The 25,990-nt window shown below is 34.8% G+C and carries 21 protein-coding genes; 6 read left to right on the forward strand and 15 right to left on the reverse strand.

Translation table 11 applies throughout. The annotated features are described in order from the left end of the window. Positions 1 to 46: 46 nt before the first annotated feature. The 14 genes from ACLMCG_RS13615 to ACLMCG_RS13680 form a co-directional block, all read right to left on the reverse strand. Positions 47 to 715, reverse strand: coding sequence for an NAD-dependent epimerase/dehydratase family protein (locus ACLMCG_RS13615; RefSeq protein WP_413959916.1), 669 nt, complete (start codon positions 713 to 715; stop codon positions 47 to 49). Positions 716 to 772: 57 nt separating this feature from the next. Further along, positions 773 to 1,618, reverse strand: coding sequence for a glycosyltransferase family 2 protein (locus ACLMCG_RS13620; RefSeq protein ID WP_413959917.1), 846 nt, complete (start codon positions 1,616 to 1,618; stop codon positions 773 to 775). Further along, positions 1,611 to 2,735 carry a glycoside hydrolase family 99-like domain-containing protein gene (locus ACLMCG_RS13625; protein WP_413959918.1) on the reverse strand — a complete coding sequence of 375 codons (1,125 nt, stop codon included), beginning with the start codon at positions 2,733 to 2,735 and terminating at the stop codon, positions 1,611 to 1,613. Before ACLMCG_RS13625 ends, ACLMCG_RS13620 begins: the two co-directional genes overlap by 8 nt. Positions 2,736 to 2,754: 19 nt before the next feature. After that, entirely contained in the window at positions 2,755 to 3,675 is a 921-nt protein-coding gene (locus ACLMCG_RS13630) for a glycosyltransferase (protein WP_413959919.1), read from the reverse strand. Between the two features lie 43 nt (positions 3,676 to 3,718). Next, positions 3,719 to 4,819 (reverse strand): DegT/DnrJ/EryC1/StrS family aminotransferase, encoded by a 1,101-nt coding sequence (locus ACLMCG_RS13635; RefSeq protein WP_413959920.1) that lies wholly within the window; start codon positions 4,817 to 4,819, stop codon positions 3,719 to 3,721. A 4-nt stretch (positions 4,820 to 4,823) separates the two neighbouring features. Then, positions 4,824 to 6,698, reverse strand: a complete 1,875-nt coding sequence (locus ACLMCG_RS13640; RefSeq protein ID WP_413959921.1) for an acyltransferase family protein — start codon at positions 6,696 to 6,698, stop codon at positions 4,824 to 4,826. Positions 6,699 to 6,706: 8 nt separating this feature from the next. Then, positions 6,707 to 7,486, reverse strand: a complete 780-nt coding sequence (locus ACLMCG_RS13645) for a DapH/DapD/GlmU-related protein (RefSeq protein ID WP_413959922.1) — start codon at positions 7,484 to 7,486, stop codon at positions 6,707 to 6,709. Then, positions 7,476 to 7,883, reverse strand: coding sequence for a sugar 3,4-ketoisomerase (locus ACLMCG_RS13650; protein ID WP_413959923.1), 408 nt, complete (start codon positions 7,881 to 7,883; stop codon positions 7,476 to 7,478). The genes ACLMCG_RS13645 and ACLMCG_RS13650 overlap by 11 nt, the downstream gene beginning before the upstream one ends. Positions 7,884 to 7,926: 43 nt before the next feature. Further along, a complete protein-coding gene (locus tag ACLMCG_RS13655) occupies positions 7,927 to 9,186 on the reverse strand; it encodes an ABC transporter ATP-binding protein (RefSeq protein ID WP_413959924.1) in 1,260 nt (419 codons plus the stop codon). 41 nt (positions 9,187 to 9,227) lie between these two features. Then, positions 9,228 to 10,076 (reverse strand): ABC transporter permease, encoded by an 849-nt coding sequence (locus tag ACLMCG_RS13660; RefSeq protein ID WP_223598477.1) that lies wholly within the window; start codon positions 10,074 to 10,076, stop codon positions 9,228 to 9,230. Between the two features lie 174 nt (positions 10,077 to 10,250). Then, positions 10,251 to 11,114: a glucose-1-phosphate thymidylyltransferase RfbA gene (gene rfbA, locus ACLMCG_RS13665; RefSeq protein WP_413959925.1), complete on the reverse strand. Its 864-nt coding sequence runs from the start codon at positions 11,112 to 11,114 to the stop codon at positions 10,251 to 10,253. Position 11,115: 1 nt separating this feature from the next. Continuing rightward, positions 11,116 to 11,577: a hypothetical protein gene (locus ACLMCG_RS13670; protein ID WP_223598479.1), complete on the reverse strand. Its 462-nt coding sequence runs from the start codon at positions 11,575 to 11,577 to the stop codon at positions 11,116 to 11,118. A 1-nt stretch (position 11,578) separates the two neighbouring features. After that, the gene (gene rfbB / locus ACLMCG_RS13675) at positions 11,579 to 12,658 is read right to left on the reverse strand and encodes a dTDP-glucose 4,6-dehydratase (protein WP_413959926.1); all 1,080 of its coding nucleotides are present in this window, start codon (positions 12,656 to 12,658) and stop codon (positions 11,579 to 11,581) included. Positions 12,659 to 12,662: 4 nt separating this feature from the next. Continuing rightward, a complete protein-coding gene (locus ACLMCG_RS13680; protein WP_413959927.1) occupies positions 12,663 to 13,976 on the reverse strand; it encodes a UDP-glucose dehydrogenase family protein in 1,314 nt (437 codons plus the stop codon). A 215-nt stretch (positions 13,977 to 14,191) separates the two neighbouring features. Between ACLMCG_RS13680 and rimP the strand changes: the two genes are divergently transcribed. The 3 genes from rimP (at position 14,192) to infB (ending at position 18,960) form a co-directional block, all read left to right on the forward strand. Next, positions 14,192 to 14,659 (forward strand): ribosome assembly cofactor RimP, encoded by a 468-nt coding sequence (gene rimP / locus ACLMCG_RS13685; protein WP_142717170.1) that lies wholly within the window; start codon positions 14,192 to 14,194, stop codon positions 14,657 to 14,659. A gap of 16 nt (positions 14,660 to 14,675) precedes the next feature. Then, positions 14,676 to 15,911 carry a transcription termination factor NusA gene (gene nusA, locus ACLMCG_RS13690; RefSeq protein WP_047097519.1) on the forward strand — a complete coding sequence of 412 codons (1,236 nt, stop codon included), beginning with the start codon at positions 14,676 to 14,678 and terminating at the stop codon, positions 15,909 to 15,911. 76 nt (positions 15,912 to 15,987) lie between these two features. Further along, a complete protein-coding gene (infB, locus tag ACLMCG_RS13695) occupies positions 15,988 to 18,960 on the forward strand; it encodes a translation initiation factor IF-2 (protein WP_413959928.1) in 2,973 nt (990 codons plus the stop codon). Positions 18,961 to 19,272: 312 nt separating this feature from the next. Here the strand turns inward: infB and ACLMCG_RS13700 are convergent, their stop codons facing one another. Then, positions 19,273 to 19,944: a hypothetical protein gene (locus tag ACLMCG_RS13700; RefSeq protein WP_413959929.1), complete on the reverse strand. Its 672-nt coding sequence runs from the start codon at positions 19,942 to 19,944 to the stop codon at positions 19,273 to 19,275. Between the two features lie 839 nt (positions 19,945 to 20,783). On the opposite strand from ACLMCG_RS13700, the gene ACLMCG_RS13705 reads away from it, so the two are divergent. From ACLMCG_RS13705 to ACLMCG_RS13715, 3 genes are read left to right on the forward strand one after another with little or no spacing between them, the layout of a single operon-like run. Then, positions 20,784 to 23,657 (forward strand): SusC/RagA family TonB-linked outer membrane protein, encoded by a 2,874-nt coding sequence (locus ACLMCG_RS13705; protein ID WP_413959930.1) that lies wholly within the window; start codon positions 20,784 to 20,786, stop codon positions 23,655 to 23,657. Positions 23,658 to 23,669: 12 nt separating this feature from the next. Then, positions 23,670 to 25,154 carry a RagB/SusD family nutrient uptake outer membrane protein gene (locus ACLMCG_RS13710; protein ID WP_413959931.1) on the forward strand — a complete coding sequence of 495 codons (1,485 nt, stop codon included), beginning with the start codon at positions 23,670 to 23,672 and terminating at the stop codon, positions 25,152 to 25,154. A gap of 25 nt (positions 25,155 to 25,179) precedes the next feature. After that, entirely contained in the window at positions 25,180 to 25,983 is an 804-nt protein-coding gene (locus ACLMCG_RS13715) for a hypothetical protein (protein ID WP_413959932.1), read from the forward strand. The last annotated feature ends 7 nt before the right edge of the window (positions 25,984 to 25,990 follow it).

The following is a 25,990-nucleotide window of genomic DNA, read 5'->3' on the forward strand; positions in this document are numbered from 1 at the left end:
TACAAAAATTATTTTTTCCGGTACAGAATGGTATCTTTCAGGACAATCATAAATAAGATGAATAGAGTTTTTTCAGATATTCATCGGGAGAAAGACCTGCGAAAAAATCTTCTGTAAGGCTGTTGAATTCTATATTATAAAAGGAACCTTCATCCACCGTTTCATAATCTGCATTTTTTGCAAGATGATTCTCCAGCTGAGACAAAATCTCCGGTAATGAATACTGGTAAGGATACGCCAGGTTGACAATCTCATTGTTGAGGTTTTGCATATATTTCCCGACAAATGATGCAATATCATCTGTACCAATCAGAATTCTTCTTGCATTGCTGTGAATCGTAAGTTTATTTTCCGATAGAATTGAGTTTTTAAGAAAGTTGATCAGCGTATTGGGATTTCCTCCGCGACCTACAGCATTTCCTACTCTGAAAATAACAAAGCTTGAACAATGCTCAGCTATTATTTTTTCAATCGTAATTTTATGAATGACATAAGGGCTGTGGGTTTTGGTGGGATCATAAATACTGCATGTGGAGAAATAGATCAGCTTTTTATCCGGATTTTGGCTGATAACCGATTTCAACAGGGATATTTCTCTTTCAAATTCAGCAGGAGCCTTTTCCAACGAATTGGAAACTCCTGATGCAAAAAAAACAACATCCTCTTTATCATAAAGTTTTACGGCATTTGCCAGGATTCCACTACCAATAATCATATGCTTCTTTTCTAATTAAGATGTTAGTTTTTAAATCTTTTAAGTACATCAACAGATTTAAAGTTTTTTAAAGATTTTAAAAAGTCCAATTGTATTCCCCAATTTTGCCCATCTTGAATTTTTCACATGATTCAATTGGTTGAGCGCCTGGTCATATTTCTTTTTCGGAACATAGCTCTGAAGAAAAAGTTCTTCAACACTGATGTTTCTTCTTTCCGCCATTTTGATCAGGGCAACCCAGTGCCAGAACAATGCTTTTTCTGCATTTTTGGTCGTAGAGATCCCACTATCATGGATCCTGTATAAATATAAATCTTCATCTATATATTTCACTGGAGCTATTTCGCACATTTTCATGTACCAGTCTTTATCTTCAGCAATTTTTAAAAAAGGATCAATGCCTGACGTTTTTTCATAAATCTTCTTTTTGAAAGTGACAAAATGTGAAATTTCTGCATTGAAATTATAGTAAGACTCGTCCAGTTCTGTGATTTGTTTGGCTTTATGAACAGACAGAGGATTAAGGTTTTCATCACAACGTACAAAATTTGAGTAAACCAGACCTGCTTCCGGGTATTCGGAATGTGTTTTTAAAACAACTTCCAGAGAGTGAGGAGCCAAAGCATCATCAGGGTCCAGAAAACCGCATACCTCTGATTCGGCAAGATCTATTAATCTCCTTTTTGTATATCCGATTCCCCTGTTTTGGTCATTCTGATGCATTTTAAACCGGGAATCATTACCTATGATTTTTTTGATAACTTCAAGAGAGTTATCGGTAGAGCCGTCATCCAGAATTACAGCTTCCCAATCAGTTTCAGTCTGCGCAACTAAGCTTTGGCAGCATTTTTCAAAAAAATGACCATTATTGTAATTGGCAATAAGTACGCTGAATTTACTCATTTCGACTGTGTTTATTCAAGATTTTTTTTAATGCATTCAGATATCCGAAACCATGTTTTCTATCCGGTTCCAGAATATTTCCTTCTGCCCATTCGTTCCAGGATTTAACAATTAAAAACTGTTCAGGATAGTCTTTTTTATCTTCAAGATATTTTGCGGCTTTTTCAACCTGCTGTTCAAATATTTCCGGGGAATTATTAGCAAGTATAATGCCTCGATAACCGCTTCTTGGAGTATTGTCCCAATTAGGCAGGATACATGGATAGGTAGGAACGTTGCTTTCTTCAAACTTTAAGTCATTTACAACTGCCTGTGCATCCTGAATTCTGACTTTAGGCTGTTCTTTTTTCTTAATTCCGATTAATCCTTTTATCCTGTTTTTATAATATTGAGAATGAGAGATATATTCTTTTTTATCAATATGAGGGATCCATGCTTTCTGAAAAGCGTTAGAAATCTTACTGTCATACCCCATAGATTTAAAATCAAAATCATCACGAAGTTTATTGGATGCCATGACGTATAAGCCATCAAATCCGTTTTCTTTTGCAAGCTCTCTGAATCTGGAAATATAGTGTGGATCTCCATCATTTAAATGGTTGGGATCATAGATGATTAAAAGTGGCTTATTGTCTACTTTTATATATCTATTATCTTTGAAGAAGGGAAGAAGATACTCGAAATGGGCAGTTAAGTCCTGTTCGTCTGGGTAAACCTGTTTAGCCAGAATTTTTTCTGATAATCCGTGCCATATCCCTGACCATGTTTCATTGGCCCAGCAGAAGCAAAAAGGTAAATCCGGTTTCCCTGATTTTAAAACATCGTTGGCAACACGTTCCAATAGCTGTTTGCCATTACCAAACCAGTAGTGATAATAGATAAATCCGTGTACTCCATAGTCTTTCGCCATCTGAGCCTGCTGTTCTCTTACTTCGGGAACCCTCAGGTCGTAATATCCAAGATCTCCCGGGTATATAGGTTGTTCGTGTCCTTCAAACAAAGGTTGGGCTTTTCCTACATTCGTCCATTCTGTAAATCCTTTTCCCCACCATTCGTCATTTTCCGGGACGGGATGGTATTGAGGGAGATAGAATGCAAGGGGTTTTATTTTTTTCATAATTGATTTAAGAATAATGTTACCAACTTTTATAATAAACTTTTTGAAGATAAAGCATTGTATTGTAAGTAAACTTACCTACATTCTTCAGAATTAACTTCTCGCTAAGTGTTTTATTATCAAGTTCTCTAAGGTATTTTTTATGACTTTCCGTCAATTTGTTTTCTTTATAAGCCTCATGAATAAGTTTTAGAATTTTCTTTTTCATTTCAGGCTCTTCTTTGTGTTTCAGATAAATATCAAAGAATGATACATCTAAAAAGTTTTTCTTTTTATGAGAATTAGTGGCGTGCATTCTATAGCTGCAGGATTTGGTGTCATCATAAATGAAGTCATATTTCTGGCTTAATCTTAACCACATATCGTAATCCTCAAAAGTTAATGTTTCATCCCATCCTCCAATCTCTTTTATCAAAGAAGATTTGGTGACACATGACATTGCAGGAAGAAAATTATCTTCAAGTAATCTTTTATAAAAGTTTCCAGATTCAATACTCAGATATCTGTGAAAATAAGGAATAAAAGTATTTTGAAAACGTACTGAATTATCATCTATAATATGAGCATTTGAAAATACCAGAGCTTCGTTAGGAGAAGATTTTTCAAGAATAGCCACATGTCTTTCTATTTTATCAGGCTCCATAAGATCATCAAGTGCTATGGTTATAATATACTTGCCTTTTGAGATGTTCAGGAGTTCATTCAAAGATTTGCAAATTCCCTTATTCTGAGAATGAGAAATAAACTGAATATTCAGTTGGGGATTATCTTGGATCCAATTATTGATGACTTCTACAGAATTGTCTTTAGAGCAATCGTCACAGATCAGAATCTCAATATTTGTATAATTTTGAGATTTGAAACTTTCTAAAGATTCTACTACAAACCGTTCCTGATTGTAACTAAGGCATAAAATTGAAACCAGAGGCAATTCTGTCATGATATTTTACTTTATTGAATTCAAGCTTTTTGATCAAAAAACTTTAAAATCTATTTACAATTTCTATTACTTTTTCAACTTCTTCCTCTGTCATTACAGGGGAGATAGGCAAACTTAATACTTCCTCATGGATTTTTTCACTGATCGGGAAAGATTGGTCATTCCATTCTTTATAGGCTTCCTGCTTATGAGGTGGGATCGGATAGTGTATCAATGTTTGAATACCATTTTCAGTTAAATACTTTTGAAGTTCATCACGGTTTTCTGTTCTGATGACAAATAAATGCCAAACATGCTCATTTATATCTGCTGGGTTTTCAGGAAGAATTATTTTTGGGTTTGATATTTCTGCAATATACTTTTTCGCAATACTTTTTCTTACCGTATTTTCCTCATCAATATATTTTAACTTAACATCCAGAACTGCAGCCTGAATTTCATCTAATCTTGAATTGAGTCCCTGGTAAATATTGACATACTTCTGATTAGATCCATAATTTGCCAATGCTCTGATTACTTTTGCTAAATTATCATCATTGGTTGTGATGGCACCTGCATCTCCAATAGCACCCAGATTTTTTCCAGGATAAAAACTGAAGCCGGCCGCATCTCCCAAATTGCCTGTTTTTTTTCCATTCCATATTGCACCGATAGCCTGAGCATTATCTTCTATTAATTTTAACTGATGTTTTTCTGCTAAATCTTTAAGTTGATCTGAGAAAACAGTTCGTCCGTATAGATGAACAATCAGGATTCCTTTTGTTTTTGAAGTGATTTTTTCTTCAATTTTTGTGATGTCAATATTATAATTATTAATATCAGGCTCTACAAGAACAGGAATCAGGCCATTGTCTGAAATTGCAAGAATGGAGGCAATGTAGGTATTGGACGGTACAAGGATTTCATCTCCACGATCCATAATTCCCATTTCAATATATCCACGCAGAATAAGGCGCAAGGCATCTAAACCATTGGCTACACCAATAGCATGTTTAGCTCCTATATATTGAGAAAGATTACCTTCAAAAGATGAAAGCTCCTGGCCCATAAGAAACCATCCGGAACGGAAAACCTGAGAAAGTTTTGTTTCTATTTCTTCTTGGTGCTTTAAATTAACTTTTTGTAAGTCTAAAAATTTAATCATCTCTTTAATTATGTGTATTTGTGTTGAAATTCAGTGTTTTGTATATTTTCTGTGATATGATATTTTTATATTGTTCCGTTCCAAATAGTGTTAAATGGTTGGTATCATAGATATAAGGAAAGTTTTCTGAAGATACTTGATTAACATTTGTGTTGAGCAAATCAATATACTTATCCCCCAAATAGTTTGTTAAGAAGGTATTGAATTTTTCAGTCTCACTGGATTTTTTTGCTTCCGTATACATATTTGCATTATACTTTTTCTTGATGTAATAATACGTTGGAAAATCGATCACATAAATATCGGTCATGCCTATATAAATAGTAGGCACATTATATTTTGAAAAATACTGTTCGGTTATTTTTAGGTTATTTTTTATCTCTTTTTCAGGATACCCGGAATAATTGGCATTAATGATAATAAGATCTATATCCTTATGATATCTTGGGAAATATTCCCTGAATATATAATTGAAATAGTTGATAGGATTAGGATAAATCCCTTTAGAATTTTCCATCGGATACGTAGCATCAGCAGTAATCTGAATGAGATTAACATCTTTTTTATCAGAAAAAATATTATGTACTGTTTCCGAAAACATTCCTGCATGGCTGTCTCCTAAAAGAACAACATTTTTTTTATCAGAAACAGGAATATCTAAATTCTGTATAATTGTTTTATAGTCTTTTTTATGGGTAAGGTGTTTTGTGTCAATTTTATATTGATCTTCAGCTTTTTTACTATATTTATAGTTTGAGGTAGTATTGATCAGATTTTTATTTTCATCCGTATAATTCTCAGCATCTACTTTTGTAATGGAGAATGAAAAAATAAATATAATCAGACTCACTGTCAAAACTGACTTAGCCTTATCAGAATAATTTCTTTTTTCAATCCCCTCGTAGGAAAGTATAGCAAGAATAAATGAAACACATATTGCCAGAACACGATATTTCAAACTGACATCCACTTCAAAAAACAGGATCAATACATACAAAGGCCAGTGATAGAGATACAGGGAATAAGATATATTTCCCAAGTAGGTAACTACTTTATTTTTGTACGCTATGAATTCATAATTCAAACTAATAAGCAGTGCCGTAAAGAACACCGGAATTGTTGTGTACAATGATGGCCATGAAGAAGCATGAAATAGAAAAATAAAAGATATTATTGCTGAAAGAGAAGCCAAAGCCAAGACTAGCTTTACTTTTTTCGGAATATGCTGCATTTTATCTTCCAATAGAAATGCAAGTCCACCCAACATCATCTCCCAGGCCCTTGGATAAAAAATATAAAAAGAAAAGTCAGGATCATAACTGCTATGAATGAGCATAGCACCAAATGAAATAAAGGCTAATGCTAAAAAGACTGCAATAAAACTGTTCTTTTTAGTTGTATATAGTTTTCTTAGGAGAAGTAGTATGAGCGGATAAATTAAATAAAACTGCCATTCTACGGAAAGTGACCATGAATGTAATAGAAAGTTGTATTGAGAGGACGAGTCGAAGTATCCGTTGTTTAAGTAATAATAGATATTAGAAAAAAACAGGACGCTGGAAAAAGCACTTCTGAAAAAATTGACAATCTGCGGTTGAAGGAAAAAGAATATTACTAATGAGAAAGTAACAACTAATCCCAAAAGTGCAGGAATAATCCTAATAATTCTTCTTCTGTAAAAATCTAAAATATTAAAACTTCCTTTATCAAAAGAAGACAAAATAATTTTGGTCATTAAAAAACCTGAAATAACGAAAAATATGTCAACACCGATAAATCCTGACTTAAACCAGTGGAATTTATAATGATAGAAAAGAACTGCGAGTACAGAAAATGCCCGCAGAAAAGAAATATCATATCTGAAACTATTGGTTTTCAATTGTTTTATTAATCGTTTTCGTATCCGTTTTCTTTTTTCCACACATCAAATCCTTCTTTTTCCCAAGGTAAGCCTCTTGAAAAATTATAAGGCCACGGATAATGTGATTTTCCTGTTTCTCTCGATTTCATTTCTCTGACATCCTTGATTTTTTTTCCAGGATTTCCAAGAATTAGGGAATAATCTTCATAATTACCTCCTACCAGTGATTGGGCTCCTACCAGACAATGTTTCCCGATTGTTGTTCCCGGAAGTAAAACAGTGCCTACAGCTATCTGAGAAAAATCCCCGATGGTAGCACCTATACACACATCAGAAGGAGGAGTAGGATCATTAGTAAGCACTACATAAGGATAAATAAAAACAAAGTTTCCTATGGTTGACTTTTGACCTATATGAACATTGCTGTGAAGCCAGCAGTTATTACCAAAAGTAACATGTCCCTGTATGTCTGTTACGGTACCTAATCTACAGTTATTGCCAAAAACAGAGTTTTCTCTTATCGTAACTCTGTGCCCTGTAGAAAAATTATTACCAAAACGGGAACCTGCATATAAGATCGTATGGCTTCTTATTAATGCATTTTCACCAATTATAGTTTCAGGATTTACATAATCATCTTTAAAATAATAATCATTAAGCGGCTCTCCAATGACGCAATCATTCGCAATAATAGAATTATCACCAATAATAACGTTATCGTAAATTACAGTATTGTCACCTATTTTTACGTTTTTGCCTATTCTGGCTTTATCACTTATAGAGACATTTTTATTATTAAATTTCATTTGGGTAATTTTTAAAATCCTGATAATTTCTGAAATAGTCATCCTCGTCGTATAGTTCGGATGCCAGACATAATAATACAGCACTGTGGCTGAACTTTATATCTCTCCATATTAATTTGGGAATATATAAACCTGTATTGGGGCTGTCTAATACGAAGATCTCTTTTTTTCCATCCTTATCTTCTGTATTGAATGTAATTGTTCCTGCTACGGCAACAATTAGTTGTTGAAGGTTTTTATGAGCGTGTCCTCCCCGGCTGACATCTTGTGGCGTGTAATAAGTCCAATATACCCTTTTAATATCAAAAGGTACATCTTTCTGTGTTTCAGAAATAGTAATATATCCAAGTTCGGGAGAACCTATTTTATTCAAATTTATTATATGAGGGCCTGTCATAAAGTTGTTTTTGATAAGATGATAAAACGAATGTTAGAAGCAATTACGGTGTTTGTACTTTATATTCAAATTGAGGTCTGGTTACTCCAGGATAGACATACATGATGTCTCCTACTTTTACATTTTCTACTTCAAATCCGATAAAATTATCAATTCCGTATAGAAGTGTTTTCTGATCCTTTCCAAAGTAAAGTTTGAAATAATAATTTCCTGCATTCAAAAGTCCTGTCGGAATATCAAATTCTACAGTGTATTCACCTACTTTTGAATCTCCTTTTCCTGAAACAAATTTTCCAACATGGAATATCACCAACTCATCGTAATTTTTCAATTCAAAGGTGGTGTCAAGTGTAATATCAGGGCAGTAATTATGAAAAGTAAGTTTTACATGCACCCCGGAATCTATATCTAACAGATTTCCTTTAATTGGAGATACTGAAAATTCTTTTATTCTGATATTTTCATTACCTATAGCTTCATCAAGATTTCCATTATAAACATAGGAGCTTTCTCTTGCACTGCTTTTTTGGTATTCTATAATTGTGCTGAGAATATCACCCTGGTAATCAATCTGCCCATGAGTTAAAAGAATTCCTTTGGTGCATAATTCTTTAACGGCCGTCATATTATGGCTAACGAAAAGAATAGTTCTGCCTTCTCCTCTCGTTACATCATTCATTTTTCCAAGACATTTTTTCTGAAACTCTGCATCACCTACAGCTAAAACTTCATCTACAATAAGGATTTCAGATTCCAGATGAGCTGCAACAGCAAAGGCTAAACGCACATACATTCCTGAAGAATACCTTTTAACAGGAGTATCTATATATCGTTCAACACCTGAGAAATCTACAATTTCATCAAATTTTCTTTTGATTTCCTTACGAGTCATACCTAAAATGGCTCCATTAAGAAAAACATTTTCGCGTCCTGTCATTTCAGGATGGAATCCTGTTCCTACTTCTAATAGAGAGGCAATTCTTCCATTGGTAGAAATATGACCTGTTGTAGGTTTTGTAACTTTGCTTAAAACCTTTAGTAAGGTTGATTTTCCGGCTCCATTTCTTCCGATAATTCCAACAGCATCTCCTTGTTCGATCTCAAAATTAATATCACGAAGAGACCACACATATTCAGAATCTCCTTTTGTAGTTCTATCGTTTGTTTCTCCAATTTTCAGATAAGGATCTTCTTTTCCCCTTACCTTATACCAGAATCTGTTAAGGTCATGAGAAAGGGTTCCTGTACCCACTTGTCCCAGACGGTATTGTTTTGATATATTTTCTGCTTTTAAAGACAGCATATTCTTAAGATTTAAAATTAATAAAAAGGTACTAGTAAATATTATACAGTATCCATAAAGCTCTTTTCAACTTTATTGAAGATAACAATTCCTATCATTAAAAGGATAAGAATAATGCCAGTACTGATTCCAAGCATGGCCGGAGAGAAATCTCCCACGCCGATCCACGCATATTTGAAACATTCAAAAATACCTGTCAATGGATTGTAATAAGCTAATTTTTTAAAAAAGCCAGGCAATGAAGATACCGGGTAAATTACCGGTGTAGCATACATATATAAACTTACCCCAAAACCTAATAGCATTGCCAAATCTTTATATTTCGTAGTAAGTGAGGAAAATATCATTCCAACACCTAATGCGAAAAGCGCCATCAGAAGTATAAGAAATGGAGTTGCAAGAATCCAGATGTTAGGATGAACTTCCCCTTTATAGTAATAATATGCCCACGCCAGAATGAATAAGACAAACTGTACTCCAAATCGCATAAGATTAGAAATGACAATTGAAAGCGGGGTCACAAGTCTTGGAAAATACACTTTTCCAAAGATTCCTGCATTTCCGGTAAAAGTAGATGATGTTGCCAGCAAAGACGAAGAAAAATAATTCCAAAGGGTAACACCTGCCAGATAAAAAAGAAGAGGCGGAGCTCCATCTGTTGGAAGTTTGGCAATTCTGCCAAAAATAACCAGATATACGATGGTCGTTAGAATGGGGTTGATAAAAAACCATATAGGTCCTAAAATAGTCTGCTTAAAACTGGATACAAAATCTCTTTTTACAAACATATAAACAAGATCTTTGTATCTCCAGACTTCTTTTAGCTTCAAGTCAAATAACGAATGATCTGCATCAATCGTCTCAGTCCACTTCTGTTGTGGTTCATTCATCTGTGTAAGTTTTTGCAAATTTATAATAATTAATTCTTACTCTGTCTCTTCGTTTATAAATTTTCATGGTAAATAAAACTAAAAATCAACAACTAATATATTGATAATTGGTGGTATGAACAAAAACTATTGGCCATAAAGCCAATAGTCTATGAATTTTATAAATTATAATTGTTATTTTCCGATAAGTTGTTTCAGATATTCACCATAACCGCTTTTGCCATATTTTGCAGCAGTTTCAAGCAGTTTTTCTTCATTAATGAATTTGTTCCTGAAGGCAATTTCTTCAATACATCCGATTTTAAATCCTTGTCTTTTTTCTATAACACTTACAAATTCTGAAGCGTCATGAAGAGAATCAAAAGTTCCGGTGTCCAGCCATGCAGTACCTCTGTCAAGAACAGCTACTTCAAGCTTTTCATTTTTTAGATAAACATTATTGATATCGGTGATTTCCAGTTCGCCTCTTGCAGAAGGCTTGATGTTTTTAGCAATTTCTACCACATCATTATCATAAAAGTAAAGACCGGGTACCGCATAATTTGACTTAGGGTTTAGAGGTTTTTCTTCAATAGAAACTGCTTTTAAATCTTTATCAAATTCTACAACACCATATCTTTCCGGGTCAGCAACGTGATAGGCAAAAACAACTCCTCCATTCGGATTGGTTTTATTTTTCAGTAAAGTTCCCATTTCGGAACCGTAGAAAATATTATCGCCCAGTACCAGTGCGGCTGAATCATTGCCGATAAACTGATCTCCCAAAATAAATGCCTGTGCCAGACCATCGGGGCTTGGCTGTACAATGTATTCTATATTACAGCCAATTTGAGAGCCATCTCCCAAAAGTTTGATAAAACCTTCCTGGTCGTGTGGTGTAGTGATAATCAGAATATCTTTGATTCCTGCTAAAAGTAGTGTGGAAAGCGGATAGTAGATCATGGGTTTATCGTAAACAGGCATCAGCTGCTTACTTACTGCAATGGTAAGAGGGTAAAGTCTTGTTCCGGAACCTCCGGCTAATATTATTCCTTTCATTTTATTTTGTGGATTTGTCTTTTAAAATCTTATTGACTTCAAGGCTGATTTCGTTGTCCAGATTATGAATTATAATATCTGAGGAAAATATATAATTGCTGGATTTCAAATTTGGATTTTCGTTATAAAATTTAATCAAACTGATCAGATTCTCTTCAGTCAGATTCATAAAATCAAAATAGAGTTTATCTTTTCTTGAATAACTATGTCTTATTCTATCAAGGATGATTTTCTTTTCTTCTTTATTTAATATTTCGAAATTTTTACCATTTTCATGTTGCATGGATTTCCTGAACAATAATAAGTTTCCTGTTTTTATCAATGAGTCATTATATCCAGAAACTTCAATAAGTTCATCAATAAGTTTCTTTTGGGTTTCAGTGGGAAACTTGGTCTGGATGACAGATTGAGAATATGACAAAACTGAGAAGATCGCGAAAAATAAAAAAAGATACTTTTTCATATTACGAATATTGCTTTTCGTAATACTTTTGATAATCTCCACTGGTTACATTTTCAAGCCATTCTTTATTTTCAAGATACCAGTCGATAGTCTTTCCTAAGCCTTCTTCAAATGTTACTGAAGGTTTCCATCCTAGATCTTTATTCAATTTTGTTGCATCAATGGCGTAACGCTTATCATGACCAGGTCTGTCTTTTACAAACGTAATCAGTTTTTCAGAATAACCTTCCGGTTTTTCAAGTTTAGCATCCATTTGCTTGATCAGCTCTTTTACAAGATCAATATTCTGCCATTCATTGAATCCTCCGATATTGTAAGTCTCACCAGTTTTTGCTTCTTTAAAGATTTGATGAATCGCTTTGGCGTGATCGATAACAAATAACCAGTCTCTGGTATACTTCCCATCACCATAAATAGGAAGAGGTCTTTCATTGATGATATTTGAGATACAAAGAGGGATCAGTTTTTCAGGAAAGTGATTAGGGCCATAATTGTTTGAACAATTAGAAACGATAAATGGCATTCCATATGTGTTTCCATAAGCTCTTACCAAGTGGTCAGAAGCAGCTTTTGAAGCAGAGTACGGAGATTGAGGGTCATAGGATGTCGTCTCTAAAAAGAATCCTGTATCCCCTAGGCTACCATATACTTCATCAGTCGAAATATGGTAGAAAAGGTTGGTTCTTTTTTCATTTGGGAATCTGCCATGAGTGTGGTCAGGATTTAATGTCCAAAACTCCTTACAAAGATTCAGAAGATTAGCTGTTCCGTTTACATTGGTGTTGATAAACGCCATAGGATCAGTAATGCTTCTGTCTACATGACTTTCTGCTGCCAGATGTACTACAGCATCAGGATTGTATTTTTCAAAAACTTTTCTAAGTTCTTCAGGCTGGGTGATGTCTGCTTTCTCGAAAACATAATTAGGTTCATTTTCTATGTCCTTTAAGTTTTCCAGATTTCCGGCGTAGGTAAGGGCATCAAGGTTGATGATCGTAATGTCCGGATTGTTTTTTACAAACTCTCTTACAACATGAGAGCCGATGAAGCCGGCACCTCCTGTAATGATAATGTTTTTCATTGATTTATTTTGAGATGGTCTTTCTTCCTATACTTTTATAATGAAATCCATTTTGTTCAGGGATTTCCAGCGGATACATATTTCTGCCGTCAAAAATGACTTTGTTTTTCATTTTTTTAGCCATAAGCTCAAAATTTGGATTTTTGAACTCCGGCCATTCTGTAGCAATAAATAATGCATCAACATCTTCCAGTGCATCATACATTCCTTTGGCATATTGTATTTTGCTGCCAAGGAGTTTCTGAACGTTGCTTTCGGCAACAGCGTCATATGCTATGACCTCTGCTCCCTTTTCTAATAAAAGAGCAATATTATCTAAAGATGAAGCTTCTCTGATGTCATCTGTATTGGCTTTAAAGGCAAGTCCCCACATGGCAATTTTCTTTCCTTTTATATTGCCGCCGAAATACTTCTCTATTTCCGAAACTAAAATTACTTTTTGGGAGGTATTTACATTTTCAGTAGCTTCAAGAATCTGAAAGTTAAAATCTTCCTGCTTGCCGGACTTTATAAGAGCTTTTACATCTTTAGGAAAACAGCTTCCTCCATATCCGATTCCCGGGAATAAGAATCTGTGTCCGATTCTGTCATCACTACCCATTCCCAATCTTACTTTATCAACATCTGCACCTACTTTTTCGCAATAGTTTGCAATTTCGTTCATAAAAGTGATCTTTACTGCTAAAAATGAATTCGCAGCATATTTTGTAAGCTCCGATGACTTCTCATCCATAAAGATGATTGGAATTCCTATATTGGTAAAAGGCTGGTAAATTTTAGACATGATGTCTTTTGCTCTTTCTGAGCTGGCGCCTACAACTACTCTTGAGGGATTCATAGAGTCTTCAACGGCAAAACCTTCTCTTAAAAATTCAGGATTTGAAACTACATCAAATGGAAGGCTTGTTTTGGAAGAGATGGTTTCTCTTACCCTGTCCGCAGTTCCCACAGGAACAGTGCTTTTATTGACAACGACTTTGTATTCCGTCATCATTTCACCAATGTTATTGGCTACCTGAAGTACATAAGATAAATCTGCAGAGCCGTCTTCTCCCGGAGGAGTGGGTAATGCCAGATATATAACTTCACTTTTGTCTAAGGCTTCTTTAAGATCGGTAGTGAAAAATAATCTTTCAGACTGGATGTTTCTTAAAAACATTTCTTCAAGATTCGGCTCATAGATGGGAACAATGCCGTTTTTCAAACCTTCTACTTTTTTTTCATCAATATCAACACAGTATACTGAATTACCAAGTTCTGCCAGAGTAGTTCCTGTAACTAGTCCTACATAACCTGTTCCTACAATCGTTATGTTCAAAATGTTTGTTTTAAAATTCTAAAGACAAAAGTAATAAAAATCCTGTGACATATTCCTTTAATTTATTGTAAATGAATCTGACGCTATTTGCTTGATACTTAAGATAATTTTGTGTTTTTGGAAAAAATGCGTATATTTGCAATGGATTTACGGGAAAAAATGGGAAGGCTTCGGAAGAAAGCCTTTTTTCGTACTGTAAATCAAGATAAAATTATATGGAGTTTAGAAAAAGAATTGATGAATTATTAAATGAATTCCTTGAAACCAGAAAAGATCTGTTTCTTATTGATCTTAAAATTTCTGCAGGGGATGATATTACAGTGATTTTAGATGGTGATAACGGAGTTTCACTGCAGGACTGCCTTGATGCAAGCCGTGCAATAGAATTCAATATGGATCGTGAAGAGCATGACTTCAGCCTTCAGGTGATGTCTGCCGGATTGAGCGAACCATTATCCACACCAAGACAGTTCGGTAAAAACATTGGAAGAGAGATTGAGGTGATGCTGGAAGATTCTTCTAAAATAGAGGGAGAATTGTCAAAAGTAGATGATGAAAAGATCACACTTACTTTGCGTTACCGTAAGCCGAAAGATATCGGAAAAGGAAAAGTAGATGTAGAAGAGGAGAAAGAAATTTCTTACTCCGACATCAAGAAAGCATTAGTAGTAATTAAATTTTAAAAAGAAAAAAGAATAGATGGATAATATAGCGTTGATTGAATCCTTTGGTGATTTTAAAGACGAAAAGGGGATCAGTAAAATTGATCTTATGGCAATTATTGAAGATTCACTGAAGACTCTTTTGAGAAAAAGATTTGACTCAGATGATCATTTTGATGTGATTGTAAACCCGGATAAAGGAGATTTTCAGATATTTTTAAATAAAACAATTGTAGAGGACGAAATGTCTGAAGATGATGATTTGGAAATTGAAATTTCTGAAGCAAAGAAGATTGATCCTACCTTCGAAGTAGGTGAGGACTTTACAATGGAAATTCCTGTTGCACAATTGGGAAGAAGAAATATTCTTACCCTTAAGCAGATTCTGGCTACAAAACTTCAGGAGCACAATAATGCAATGCTGTACGAGCAGTTTAGAGATAAAATTGGGGAAATAGTTGTGGGAGAAATCCATCATATCCGTCACAAGCACGTGATTTTGCTGGATGATGAAGGAAATGAATTTATTTTGCCAAAAGAAAACCAGATCCCATCCGATTTCTTTAAAAAGGGTGAGAATATCAGAGCTATTGTTGAAACAGTAGACTTTAAAGGTTCTAAACCACAGATTATTATTTCCAGAACTGCACCTAAATTCCTTGAGAAATTATTAGAGCTGGAAATTCCTGAAATCCAGGACGGAACAATTATGCTGAAAAAAGTAGTAAGAATTCCTGGTGAAAAGGCAAAGATTGCGGTAGATGCTTATGATGACAGAATTGATCCGGTAGGTGCCTGTGTAGGTGTTAAGGGATCCAGAATTCATGGGGTTGTAAGAGAGTTGAGAAATGAAAACATCGATGTTATTCAGTGGTCTAAAAACCCTGAGATTTTGGTGAAGAGAGCTTTAGGAAACGTTACTGTCAATAAAATTGACATCAATGAGGATCAGAACTATGCATTAGTATATACTCCTGTTGAAGAGATTTCTAAAGTAATTGGAAAACAAGGACAGAATATTAGACTGGCTTCTTGGTTGTCAGGATATGAAATTGATGTATACAGAGAGTCCAGCGAGGATGACGATGTTGAATTGAGAGAATTTAATGACGATATCGAGCAGTGGATTTTGGATGAGTTTAAGAAAGTAGGACTTACAACTGCAAAATCAGTATTGGATAAAGAAACTGAAAGTCTTTTAAATATGGTAGACCTTGAAGAAGAAACAATTGAAGAGGTAAAACGTATTTTGAGAGAAGAATTTGAAGATTAAGATTTAAATAAATTTTAATAAACAGTAAAAAGGAAATACTTTAATTTTAAAAATTAAAAAACAGTAAATAATATAGATGCCAAAAATTAGATTAAATAAAGCGGTTAAGGAATTCAACATTTCGATGTCCAGATTAGTAGAATTTTTACAGTCAAGGGGTTTCGAGGTTGAAGGCAATCCTAACGCTCAATTGGAAGAATCGGCATATTCTGCATTGGAGGCTGAGTTTGCTAAAGACGGCGAACAAAGAAAGGCTTCCCATGAGGTGGTGATCACTAAAGTTCCGGAAGAAAAACTGGAAATTGAAGAAAAGAAAACCCCTGAAGTGATAAGAGCTAAAGCAAATAAACCAGAAACTAGAATTTTAGGTAAAATTGATCTAGAACCTAAGAAGCCTGAAGTTGAGGAAGCTCCTGCAGCTCCCGTGGCTCCTGTTGCAACACCGGTTGAAGAAAAGAAAGAAGAAATCGTGAAAGAAGAACAGCCGGAAGTTAAAGCAGCTCCTGAAAAGCAGGAATTTAAAGTTTTGGATAAAATTGATTTGTCTCAAATAGAATCTAGAAACAGACCTGTGAAAAAAGACAAGCCAAAAATGGAGGAGAAAAAAGAAGAAGTGAAACCAGTAAAAGAAACTCCAAAACCTGCTGTTGTAGAGGAGAAAAAAGTGGAAACTCCAAAAGTAGAGGCTGAGCCTGAATCTCAGGAGCCTCAGAAAATTGAGACAGTATATCAGAAACTTGATGGTCCTAAGATCGTTGGAGAAAAGATCGACTTGACTCAATTTGCACCAAAACCAGGTTCTGGAGCAAAAAAGAAAAGAAAGAGAATTGAAAAACCTGGTGGCCAGAATAACCAACAAGGTCAGGGGAATAATCAAAACTCAGGAAATAATAACCAAGGTGGACAAGGTCAAGGCCAAGGAAACCGTCCGCATAATAACAATGGTGGACAAGGTGGAAACCGTCAAGGTCAGGGAGGACAAGGAAATCGTCCTCAAGGTCAAGGTGGCCAGGGTCAAGGCGGAAACCGTTTTGGAAACAACCAAGGTGGTGGAAACCGTCAGGGACAAGGTGGAGGCGGCTTCAAAAAAGGCGGCCAGAACAACAGACCTGGACAAAGAGTTATGCCAGTTGAATTAACTGACGAGCAAGTTAAAAACCAGATCAAAGAAACTTTAGAAAAACTTACTAATAAAGGAGGTAAATCTAAATCTGCAAAACACAGAAAAGACAAAAGAACTTTCCGTAGAGAGCAGGATGAGCGTCAGCAGGAGCTTGAGGCACAAGACAGAACTCTTAAAGTAACAGAATTCATCACTGTAGGTGAATTGGCGAGTTTGATGAATGTTTCTCCAACTGAAGTAATCTCTGCTTGTTTCTCACTAGGTGTAATGGTTACCATGAATCAAAGACTTGAAGCTGATACCTTATTATTGGTAGCAGACGAGTTTGGTTATAAAATTGAATTCTCAGATGCTGATCTTGAAGAAGGTGATAGCGAAGATGAAATCGACAGTGAAGAAAGCTTAGTGTCAAGAGCACCGGTAGTTACTGTGATGGGACACGTTGACCACGGTAAAACTTCATTATTGGATTATGTTAGAAAAACTAACGTAATTGCAGGTGAATCCGGAGGTATTACACAGCACATTGGTGCTTATAACGTGAAACTGGAAAACGGTCAGAGAATTACATTCTTAGATACTCCTGGTCACGAAGCCTTTACGGCAATGAGAGCGAGAGGTGCACAGATCACGGATATTGCGATTATTGTAATTGCTGCCGATGATGATGTAATGCCACAAACGAAAGAAGCAATTGCTCACGCACAGGCTGCACAGGTACCAATGATTATTGCGATCAATAAAGTTGATAAACCAAATGCAAACCCTGATAACATTCGTCAACAGCTTTCAGGCTTAAACCCACCGGTTTTAGTTGAAGAATGGGGAGGAAATGTTCAGGCGCAGGAAATTTCAGCGAAGTTTGGTAATAATGTAGACGTATTATTGGAGAAAGTTTTATTACAAGCTGAAATGCTTGAATTAAAAGCGAACCCTGATCGTTCTGCAAACGGTGTTGTTATTGAAGCATCTTTAGATAAAGGTAGAGGTTATGTTGCTACAATGTTAGTACAAACCGGAACATTAAGAGTTGGAGACTATGTAGTAGCTGGTAAAAACCATGGTAAAGTAAAAGCTTTACTAGATGAAAGAGGGAAAAACCTTGCAGAAGCAGGTCCTTCAATTCCTGCAACAATCTTAGGTTTAGATGGAGCACCAACAGCTGGTGATAAATTCCGTGTATATGCTGACGAAAGTGAAGGTAAAGCTATTGCTAACAAGAGAGAACAGCTTCAGAGAGAACTTTCTATCAGAACGAAAAAACATACAACGCTTGAAGAATTAGGTAGACGTATTGCTTTAGGAGAATTCAAAGAATTGAATATTATTCTTAAAGGTGACGTGGATGGTTCTGTGGAAGCGCTTTCTGATCAGTTACAAAGATTGTCAACAGAGGAAATCAGCGTGAAGATCCTTCACTCAGGTGTAGGACAGATTACTGAATCCGATATCAACTTAGCAGCTGCATCAGATGCAATTATCATTGGATTCAACGTGAGAGCAGGCGCTAATGCAAAAGAACTTGCAGACCGTGAGGAAATTGAAATCAGAACATACTCTGTAATCTATAAAGCTATAGATGAGGTAAAAGAAGCAATGGAAGGAATGCTTTCTCCGGAAATTCAGGAGCAGGTTATTGGTAATGTTGAAATCCGTGAGGTATTCAAGATTTCTAAAGTTGGTTCAATTGCCGGATGTATGGTTCTTACCGGAAAGGTTACAAGACAATCAAAAGTACGCCTATTAAGAGATGGTATTGTTAAATTTGATGGTGAACTTGAAAGCTTGAAGCGTTTCAAAGATGATGTTAAAGAAGTAACGAAAGGCTACGAATGTGGTCTGAACCTGAAAGGTTATAATGATATCGAAATCGGAGATATTCTTGAGGTTTACGAAGAAGTAGCGGTTAAGAAGAAACTGAAATAATAAATGATATTATTAGTCTGAAACTAATAGTTGCAATAAATAAAAAAAATCCACCTCACAAGAGGTGGATTTTTTATTATTACCCGTGTTCTTAAAGATTTGTGGTTGTGGGTATTAAAATATGGTTGGTAATGTCAAAATGCTTTTAAAAATTAAAATAAGGAAACGGTTTTGAAGAAAAAAATTACATACAAAACGCTGAAGAGACTCTATGTTGTTTGTTGTAAACTAAATGTGATATATAAAAATCCGAGTATAAATAAATTATACTCGGATTTTTATAAAGTTTCAGAATCATTAAATATCTATTAATTATTGATTGATAAAATCTACTAATTTAGCTATATCAGAATCATTAAATTTTAAATTATTAGACTTAATATATGTGTTGTACTCTTTCTCTTTTTCTGGAAAAAGATTTGTTATTTTTTTTAATGATGACACCTTACTTGTGCTTCCTGAAGCTGTTTTTATATAGTAAACAGGATCTTGTTTTACAAACATAGCGGGTTTCCCTGTCTGATAGGTGTTAGCAGCTGCAGCTGCATCCTTAAAAATAGTTTTTTCCTTTTTATAAACGGAATTTTTTCCTTTTGCAATCTCGGTAAGGTAACCTTTCGGTTCTGTAGAGTTCTTAAAATAAACAAAAACTTGTTTTGACGAAAGAACTTCAATTCTGGAGAAATTGTCCTGTTTAGGCAAAACTTCAATTTTTCCATTGTTTAAAAACTCTATATCATCAGTGTAAGCATTATACCTCACATCGATATTTCCATATTTTTCTCCCACAGAAGCTTTTTGAAAAAGTGGTGATTGATAAGGAGACCCTTGTATATCTTCATATTTTATTGGAGCTCCGGTTCCTGAAGCTACTACACTTTCAAAGACAGATTGGCTACCGGTTATGTTGTTTATGTTTAAAGACTGTTGAGCATCTACAAATACAAACGGTAAAAATAAAGCGATGGATAAGATTTTTTTCATTTTTTAAGTTATTTCTAATTATTTATATAATTAGCTGGTTATTGTTTGGTAAAGTTAGTAAAAAATGATGAATGCTATAATGTGCTTTTAGGATTTGTTAACTTATTTTGTGTAAATGACATTTTGGATATTTGTCAGAATAAAAAATACATGGTTTGAACAATTTGAAAATGTTCAAATTAATACGCATTTTTAGCTAAGTTTGACTTTTTAGTACTTCAGACTTCTCTTTATAATTTGTCTTTGATTATTACGTTCTTGTTATTTTTATTATGGTATTAATAAAGAAAGTTAAATTTGCACTGATCTTAAAAGGACTGAAATTTCTAAATTCATAAAACTCTGATAAATTATTCTTTTGAGGAATTGTATTTATTACTTCAAAAATAATAGTAAGGGAAGCTAATATCATTAAATTTGATGGAATGTGGAGTATGTGCTTCAAAGATGGTGTTTTCTGAAATATTACTGTAACACTGTAATTGGGACTATAGTTGTAGTCTACGAAAAAGGTTCCAATATAGAATTTAAATATTTATATCCTAAATATGTGAAAACCACTTTTTTATAAGGGATATTTTTATTTTCTAGACTTACTTAATTTATAATAATTCTAAATAATAATTTTTAAGTTATTAATAATTTGTTAAAACGAACTAAATGCGTGAAAAAAATAATTTTCACATAATAAAAACTATCTATTATTATGGAATCTTATTTGATTTATGTAGGATTTAAACGAAATATTTAAAAAAAGCTTAGTTTAAACGAGGGTTTAATTTGTAGATGTTAATATTTATTAACATATTTGCCCATTAAATATATTAAAATTTGTTAATATGAATGTTAAATTACGTGTACTGACAGCCGGTGTGTTATTTTTCACAGGGCAGGTAGTATTTGCTCAAAAAGACACAACAGGTTCTAAAAAGGACAAAGAACAAAAAATTGATGAAATTGTTGTGTTAGGTTATAGCAAGACATCTACTAAGGCTAAATCTAGTGCTTCTTCAGTAACCATTGGTTCTGAAACATTAGAGAACAGACCAAATATTTCTGTTCTTAACTCTATACAGGGTACTGCGCCAGGTATAGTAGCGAACTCGGCATCTGGATCTCCAGGTTCTGGTAAGTTTAATATTATCATCAGAGGACTTAGTTCCCTAAATGGTTCTACGGATCCTTTATATGTTATAGACGGGATCATTACATCTGGGTCACAGTTTAGAAACTTAAACCCTAATGATATTGACACTTTTAGTATCCTAAAAGATGCTCAGGCTACTGCAATTTACGGAAACAGAGCTGCAAACGGAGTTGTTGTAATCACTACTAAAGGTGGTAAGTTTAACTCAAAGCTTAGAATTTCCTATGATGCATTAACTTCTTTTTCTGTTTTGCCTAAAACGGATTATAATATGTCTTCCGGACAACAGCTATTACAGGTTCAGAAAAATGCGGGAGGTGGAAAAGGAGCTACAATGTCTCAAAATGATATAAATAATTTCACTACCAATACAGACTGGAGAGATCTGTTTTCCAGAGTTGGTATGAGCCAGCAACATACACTATCGGTGAGTGCAGGTGGAGAAAATATAAGTAACTTTGTTTCCTTAGGTTATGTTGATAGCGAAGGTAACATTCGTGGGACAGATTTCAAAAGATTTACCCTGAGAAATAACCTTAATGGAAAAAGCAGCGATGGAAAACTAACCTTCGGTGCAATAATTGGGTTAGGATTTTCTAAAAGAAATCAGTTGGATGACGAAACCAATACTGCTATTAATGCAAACACTGTACAGAATCCACTATTTGGAACAGTGCTTTCTGCACCTTACTTACCAGCACCAACATTTAGCAATGGATTGGGGTTATTTAATCAAATTGGAACGGCTAGTGGTAACGGAAACGGAGCATATATTCTTTATGATAATATCATGGGGGGTATTAGAAACCAGTTTACGGAAACCAGCTTAACAGCTAACGTAAGTGCTAATTACAAACTTACATCAGATTTAAGTATTGGAAACAGAACTGGTATTGACTATAAAAATTATCAAAGACAATTTGCAAGAGCTGCAAACGGTTATTTATCTTTAGTAGTAGCTGCAGGACAAGGAGCAAAATATGGTGGATTTGAGCAATTTAATACAGTAAACGATTTAACTTTCAATACCACTACAAATATTACGTATAACCATTCATTTGGTGATCATACTATTACTGCTGCTGCTTATCTAGATTATATTAAAGTAAACTGGCAAAGTTATACTCAACAGCAGAACGGTCTTGATCCTTTAGTTTGGGAATTCGGCGCAGGAACCGGATATGTTCCTTTTAACCCTGCTACACCAAATATCTACCGTCCTTCTGCAAGTGCATTGAAAGTTACTGCAGGAACGCTGGCTTATTTTGGAACTGTAGATTATGACTACCAAGGAAAATATGGTGTGTCTGGGGTGATAAGAAGAGATGGATCATACAGATTCCCTAAAGATAACAGATGGGAGACTTTCTGGTCTGTAGCAGCAAGATGGAATATCGACAAAGAAAACTTTATGGAAGGATCTGGGTTCAATTTATTGAAACTAAGAGCTTCACTAGGAACAACAGGTAACCAAAACTTATTTACAGTTGCTAATAATACCAATGTATTAACAGTAGGTCCTTCTTCATATTTAGATTATAATGGACCGAATCCTACTACGGCTCCGGCTTACCAAAGCTTACCTGGATATTATTTGGCAAACCTTGGAAATAAGAATTTGAAATGGGAAGAGGTAAAACAACTTGATTTAGGGGTAGATTTCAACTACAAAGGATTAGTGGAAGGTACGTTTGATTATTATCAAAAAAGAACATCAAGATTATTTAACTCTATTCCGGTAACTTATGTTACAGGTCAAGGTTCATTAAGAGGAAATAATGGTGTTATGGATAACAAGGGGGTTGAAGGATCACTAAGAGTTCACATACTAAGAAAAGCGAATACAAAACTATCTGTATTTGGGAATGTGGGGTATAACTCTAACAAGATTATCAGCATGGAAGCTCCTGATCTTACTGGTGATTTTGTTGATGGTATTGGAGGACCTGCAGATCAATGGCAGCTTTATCCTTATTTAGGTGTTAACCCAAGTAACGGAGAGCAGTTATTTTTAGATAAAAATGGAAATGTAACTCAAACACCAACTGCAGGTGATAGAAGACTTACAGGAAAAAGCCCTATGCCTAAGTATACAGGTGGATTTGGATTTAATTTCCAACATGACGGTTTCTTTGTTGACGCTTTATTTTCTTATCAGAAAGGAGGATATATTTATGATAACCTATATTCTTGGGTAATGAATCCTTCTTATGCTGCATCTGGACTTAACGTTTCAGCTGACCTGTTGAATGCTTGGACTCCAAATAATACGAACGCTACAGTGCCAAGTTTATCAGCTGTGAATTCAACATTAGAAGGTTCTTCTGATAGATTCCTTTTCAAGTCTGATTTTGTTAGATTGAAGAATGTAAGCGTTGGATATACTTTCGACAAAAAAGCATTAGGTAATTTACCAATTAATTCTATTAAGGTTTTTGCACAAGCTGAAAACATTTATACTTTCACAGGATGGAAAGGTTTTGATGTGGAGCCGATTACAACGTATTCACTTAACGTATATCCAAATCCCAAAACATATTCTGTAGGGGTTAATGTAGATTTTTAAAAATAAAGAAAAATGAATAAAATATATAAAAAAGCATTAGTGATAGCAGTATGTCTATCGTCAGTTGGTTTTACTTTAAACAGTTGTAAAGATGCTATTGATATAGAGCAGCCAGGTTTACTGGATGACGCCACTTTATTTACAAGTGTATCAAATCTGAATGATTATTTAGTCGGATCTGTGTATGCCAACATGGATACTAATAATGATATCTATTTCTCTGCAGTATTTACTGACGAGGTAAAGCCGGGAGCAGGTAGTGGTGGTCAGGAGTATGAAATACACCGTTATTTTATAGATCCTACTACGGGCTTGACAACTGGAATTTGGGCTCAGCATTATTTGGTAATTAACCGTGTGAACAGATTGCTTGCTGGTGCAGAAAAAGTTACTCCAGCTCCTACTGAAGTAGCTCAATATAACTCAATAATTGCGCAAGCGAGAGCAATAAGAGCTTTCTGCTATCTTCAATTAGAGACTTTTTTCGCTCCGGATATGAAAGATCCTAATGGTTTGGGTGTTTTGCTTCTAAAAGATGTTCCGGTAATTGATGTAAAGCTTCCAAGAAGCAAAAACCAAGATGTTTATGATTTTATTAATGCAGATTTAGACTATGCAAGAGGCATATTAGCTTATAATGCTCCAGCAGGTAGATTTTATGTAGATAAGGGATTTGTAAACGCGGTTTCTGCAAGGTTTAACCTTTACAGAGGTAATACAACTTTAGCTAAGCAATATGCACAGGATGTAATATCTAATGCTGGATTGTCATTAACTGCTGCTTCAGCATATCCAACAATGTGGAATGATACAGCAAGAGGGGAAATTATTTTCGCATTAAATAGATTAGCTACAGGAAACGGAAGTTCAATCGGCACAAGATGGAATACCAACAGTTCTAGTATTACAGGAAATCCAATGTGGGCTTTAGGAAGGAACCTATTTAATATCATTAATACAACTCCAGGTGATGTTAGAAGATCGGTATATGTTGATCCTTCATCTATAATTGATCCTAATTATTTAACAAGTACTTCTCCTAGAGATACTGATCAGCTGGTTGTAGACAAATATCCTGGTAAAACAAGTGCTGCTACAAGAAATGATTTAAAGGTATTTAGATTATCAGAAATGTATTTCATCTTGGCAGAATGTGAAACAGCTGCTAATAATTTTGCTGGTGCAGCAACATTAATTCAACAAGTAAGAGCGAAAAGATACAGCAGTGGAACGGCTCCACTTCCAGTGTATGCTTCGTCAGCAGCAGCTTATGCAGATATCTTAAAAGAGAGAAGAGTGGATCTTGCATTGGAAGGTCACAGATACATCGATTTAAAAAGATTGGCTGTTGCAGCAGGTGTTACCATGGATAGAAACCAAACAGATGATGTTGTTACAGTTACAAACCTTCCGAACAATAGCTATAAATATACATTGCCTATCCCTGTTCAGGAGATTAACTTAAATCCTCAAGTGCAACAAAACCCTGGTTATTAATATTAATTAAAAGCGAATTTTAGCTATGAAAATTTTAAAATATTTAAGTATTCCGATTTTTGCATTAATTTTCTCTGCTTGTTCAGAGAGAGACGATGCAGTGTATGACGGAGATAATTTTGTGAGTTTTGGTGCTACAAGCTCAGAGGCAACAGTGGTAAAAGGATCAACATCTAAAGAGGTTGCAATATCATATACAACTTTGAGTGAAGCAAAACAAAATACTGAAGTAAAAATTGCTGTTGATGCCGCTAATTCTACGGCAGTAGAAGGTGTAGATTTTAAGATTGTAAATAAAACGGATAATCTTCCCGCTGGACAAAAGGTTGGAAGCTTTAAAATACAATTATTAGAAAGTGGTGCTTTGGAAACACAAAAAGTGATTACTTTTAAGATTTCTTCGTCAGTGCCTAATGCTACGTTCAATCAGACCCACACGTTGAAATATTCATTAGAATGTCCGTTTAACATGTCAGGTTTCACTGGAACGTACAAGGTGGTGACGGATACTTGGGAAGATTATTCACCAGGAGCACTGATTACTATACAGCCAGGCCCTGCTGCTAATCAATTTAAGATATTGTCAACAAACAATCCTTATATTAGCAACCCGACTACATCTTACATGCTTGTTACTGTTCAGAATAATGGTAATATCACAGTAGCTTCCAATCAACCTTTTAGTTATGGAGGAACTACAGGTGACATGAATATAAGTGGTACAGGGACGGTTAACTTCTGTACTAATGGTATAAATATCTCTGCACTTACTTTCTCAGGTGCTGCTGGTACTGCTAGTGGTCAAAAATTTGTCTTAGTGAAAAATTAAAATTTTT

Origin of the sequence: Chryseobacterium sp. S90 (assembly GCF_047444895.1) — a bacterium.
Lineage (GTDB): Bacteria > Bacteroidota > Bacteroidia > Flavobacteriales > Weeksellaceae > Chryseobacterium.

Bases quoted from the DNA above. Each gene is read 5' to 3' on its own strand.
- ACLMCG_RS13620 (WP_413959917.1), bottom strand. From the start codon at position 1,618: ATGAGTAAATTCAGCGTACTTATTGCCAATTACAATAATGGTCATTTT.
- nusA (WP_047097519.1), top strand. From the start codon at position 14,676: ATGGATAATATAGCGTTGATTGAATCCTTTGGTGATTTTAAAGACGAA.
- ACLMCG_RS13635 (WP_413959920.1), bottom strand. From the start codon at position 4,819: ATGATTAAATTTTTAGACTTACAAAAAGTTAATTTAAAGCACCAAGAA.
- ACLMCG_RS13645 (WP_413959922.1), bottom strand. From the start codon at position 7,486: ATGAAATTTAATAATAAAAATGTCTCTATAAGTGATAAAGCCAGAATA.
- ACLMCG_RS13625 (WP_413959918.1), bottom strand. From the start codon at position 2,735: ATGAAAAAAATAAAACCCCTTGCATTCTATCTCCCTCAATACCATCCC.
- ACLMCG_RS13615 (WP_413959916.1), bottom strand. From the start codon at position 715: ATGATTATTGGTAGTGGAATCCTGGCAAATGCCGTAAAACTTTATGAT.
- ACLMCG_RS13705 (WP_413959930.1), top strand. From the start codon at position 20,784: ATGAATGTTAAATTACGTGTACTGACAGCCGGTGTGTTATTTTTCACA.
- ACLMCG_RS13660 (WP_223598477.1), bottom strand. From the start codon at position 10,076: ATGAATGAACCACAACAGAAGTGGACTGAGACGATTGATGCAGATCAT.
- ACLMCG_RS13650 (WP_413959923.1), bottom strand. From the start codon at position 7,883: ATGACAGGCCCTCATATAATAAATTTGAATAAAATAGGTTCTCCCGAA.
- rimP (WP_142717170.1), top strand. From the start codon at position 14,192: ATGGAGTTTAGAAAAAGAATTGATGAATTATTAAATGAATTCCTTGAA.
- ACLMCG_RS13655 (WP_413959924.1), bottom strand. From the start codon at position 9,186: ATGCTGTCTTTAAAAGCAGAAAATATATCAAAACAATACCGTCTGGGA.
- rfbB (WP_413959926.1), bottom strand. From the start codon at position 12,658: ATGAAAAACATTATCATTACAGGAGGTGCCGGCTTCATCGGCTCTCAT.
- infB (WP_413959928.1), top strand. From the start codon at position 15,988: ATGCCAAAAATTAGATTAAATAAAGCGGTTAAGGAATTCAACATTTCG.
- ACLMCG_RS13630 (WP_413959919.1), bottom strand. From the start codon at position 3,675: ATGACAGAATTGCCTCTGGTTTCAATTTTATGCCTTAGTTACAATCAG.
- rfbA (WP_413959925.1), bottom strand. From the start codon at position 11,114: ATGAAAGGAATAATATTAGCCGGAGGTTCCGGAACAAGACTTTACCCT.
- ACLMCG_RS13715 (WP_413959932.1), top strand. From the start codon at position 25,180: ATGAAAATTTTAAAATATTTAAGTATTCCGATTTTTGCATTAATTTTC.
- ACLMCG_RS13710 (WP_413959931.1), top strand. From the start codon at position 23,670: ATGAATAAAATATATAAAAAAGCATTAGTGATAGCAGTATGTCTATCG.
- ACLMCG_RS13670 (WP_223598479.1), bottom strand. From the start codon at position 11,577: ATGAAAAAGTATCTTTTTTTATTTTTCGCGATCTTCTCAGTTTTGTCA.
- ACLMCG_RS13700 (WP_413959929.1), bottom strand. From the start codon at position 19,944: ATGAAAAAAATCTTATCCATCGCTTTATTTTTACCGTTTGTATTTGTA.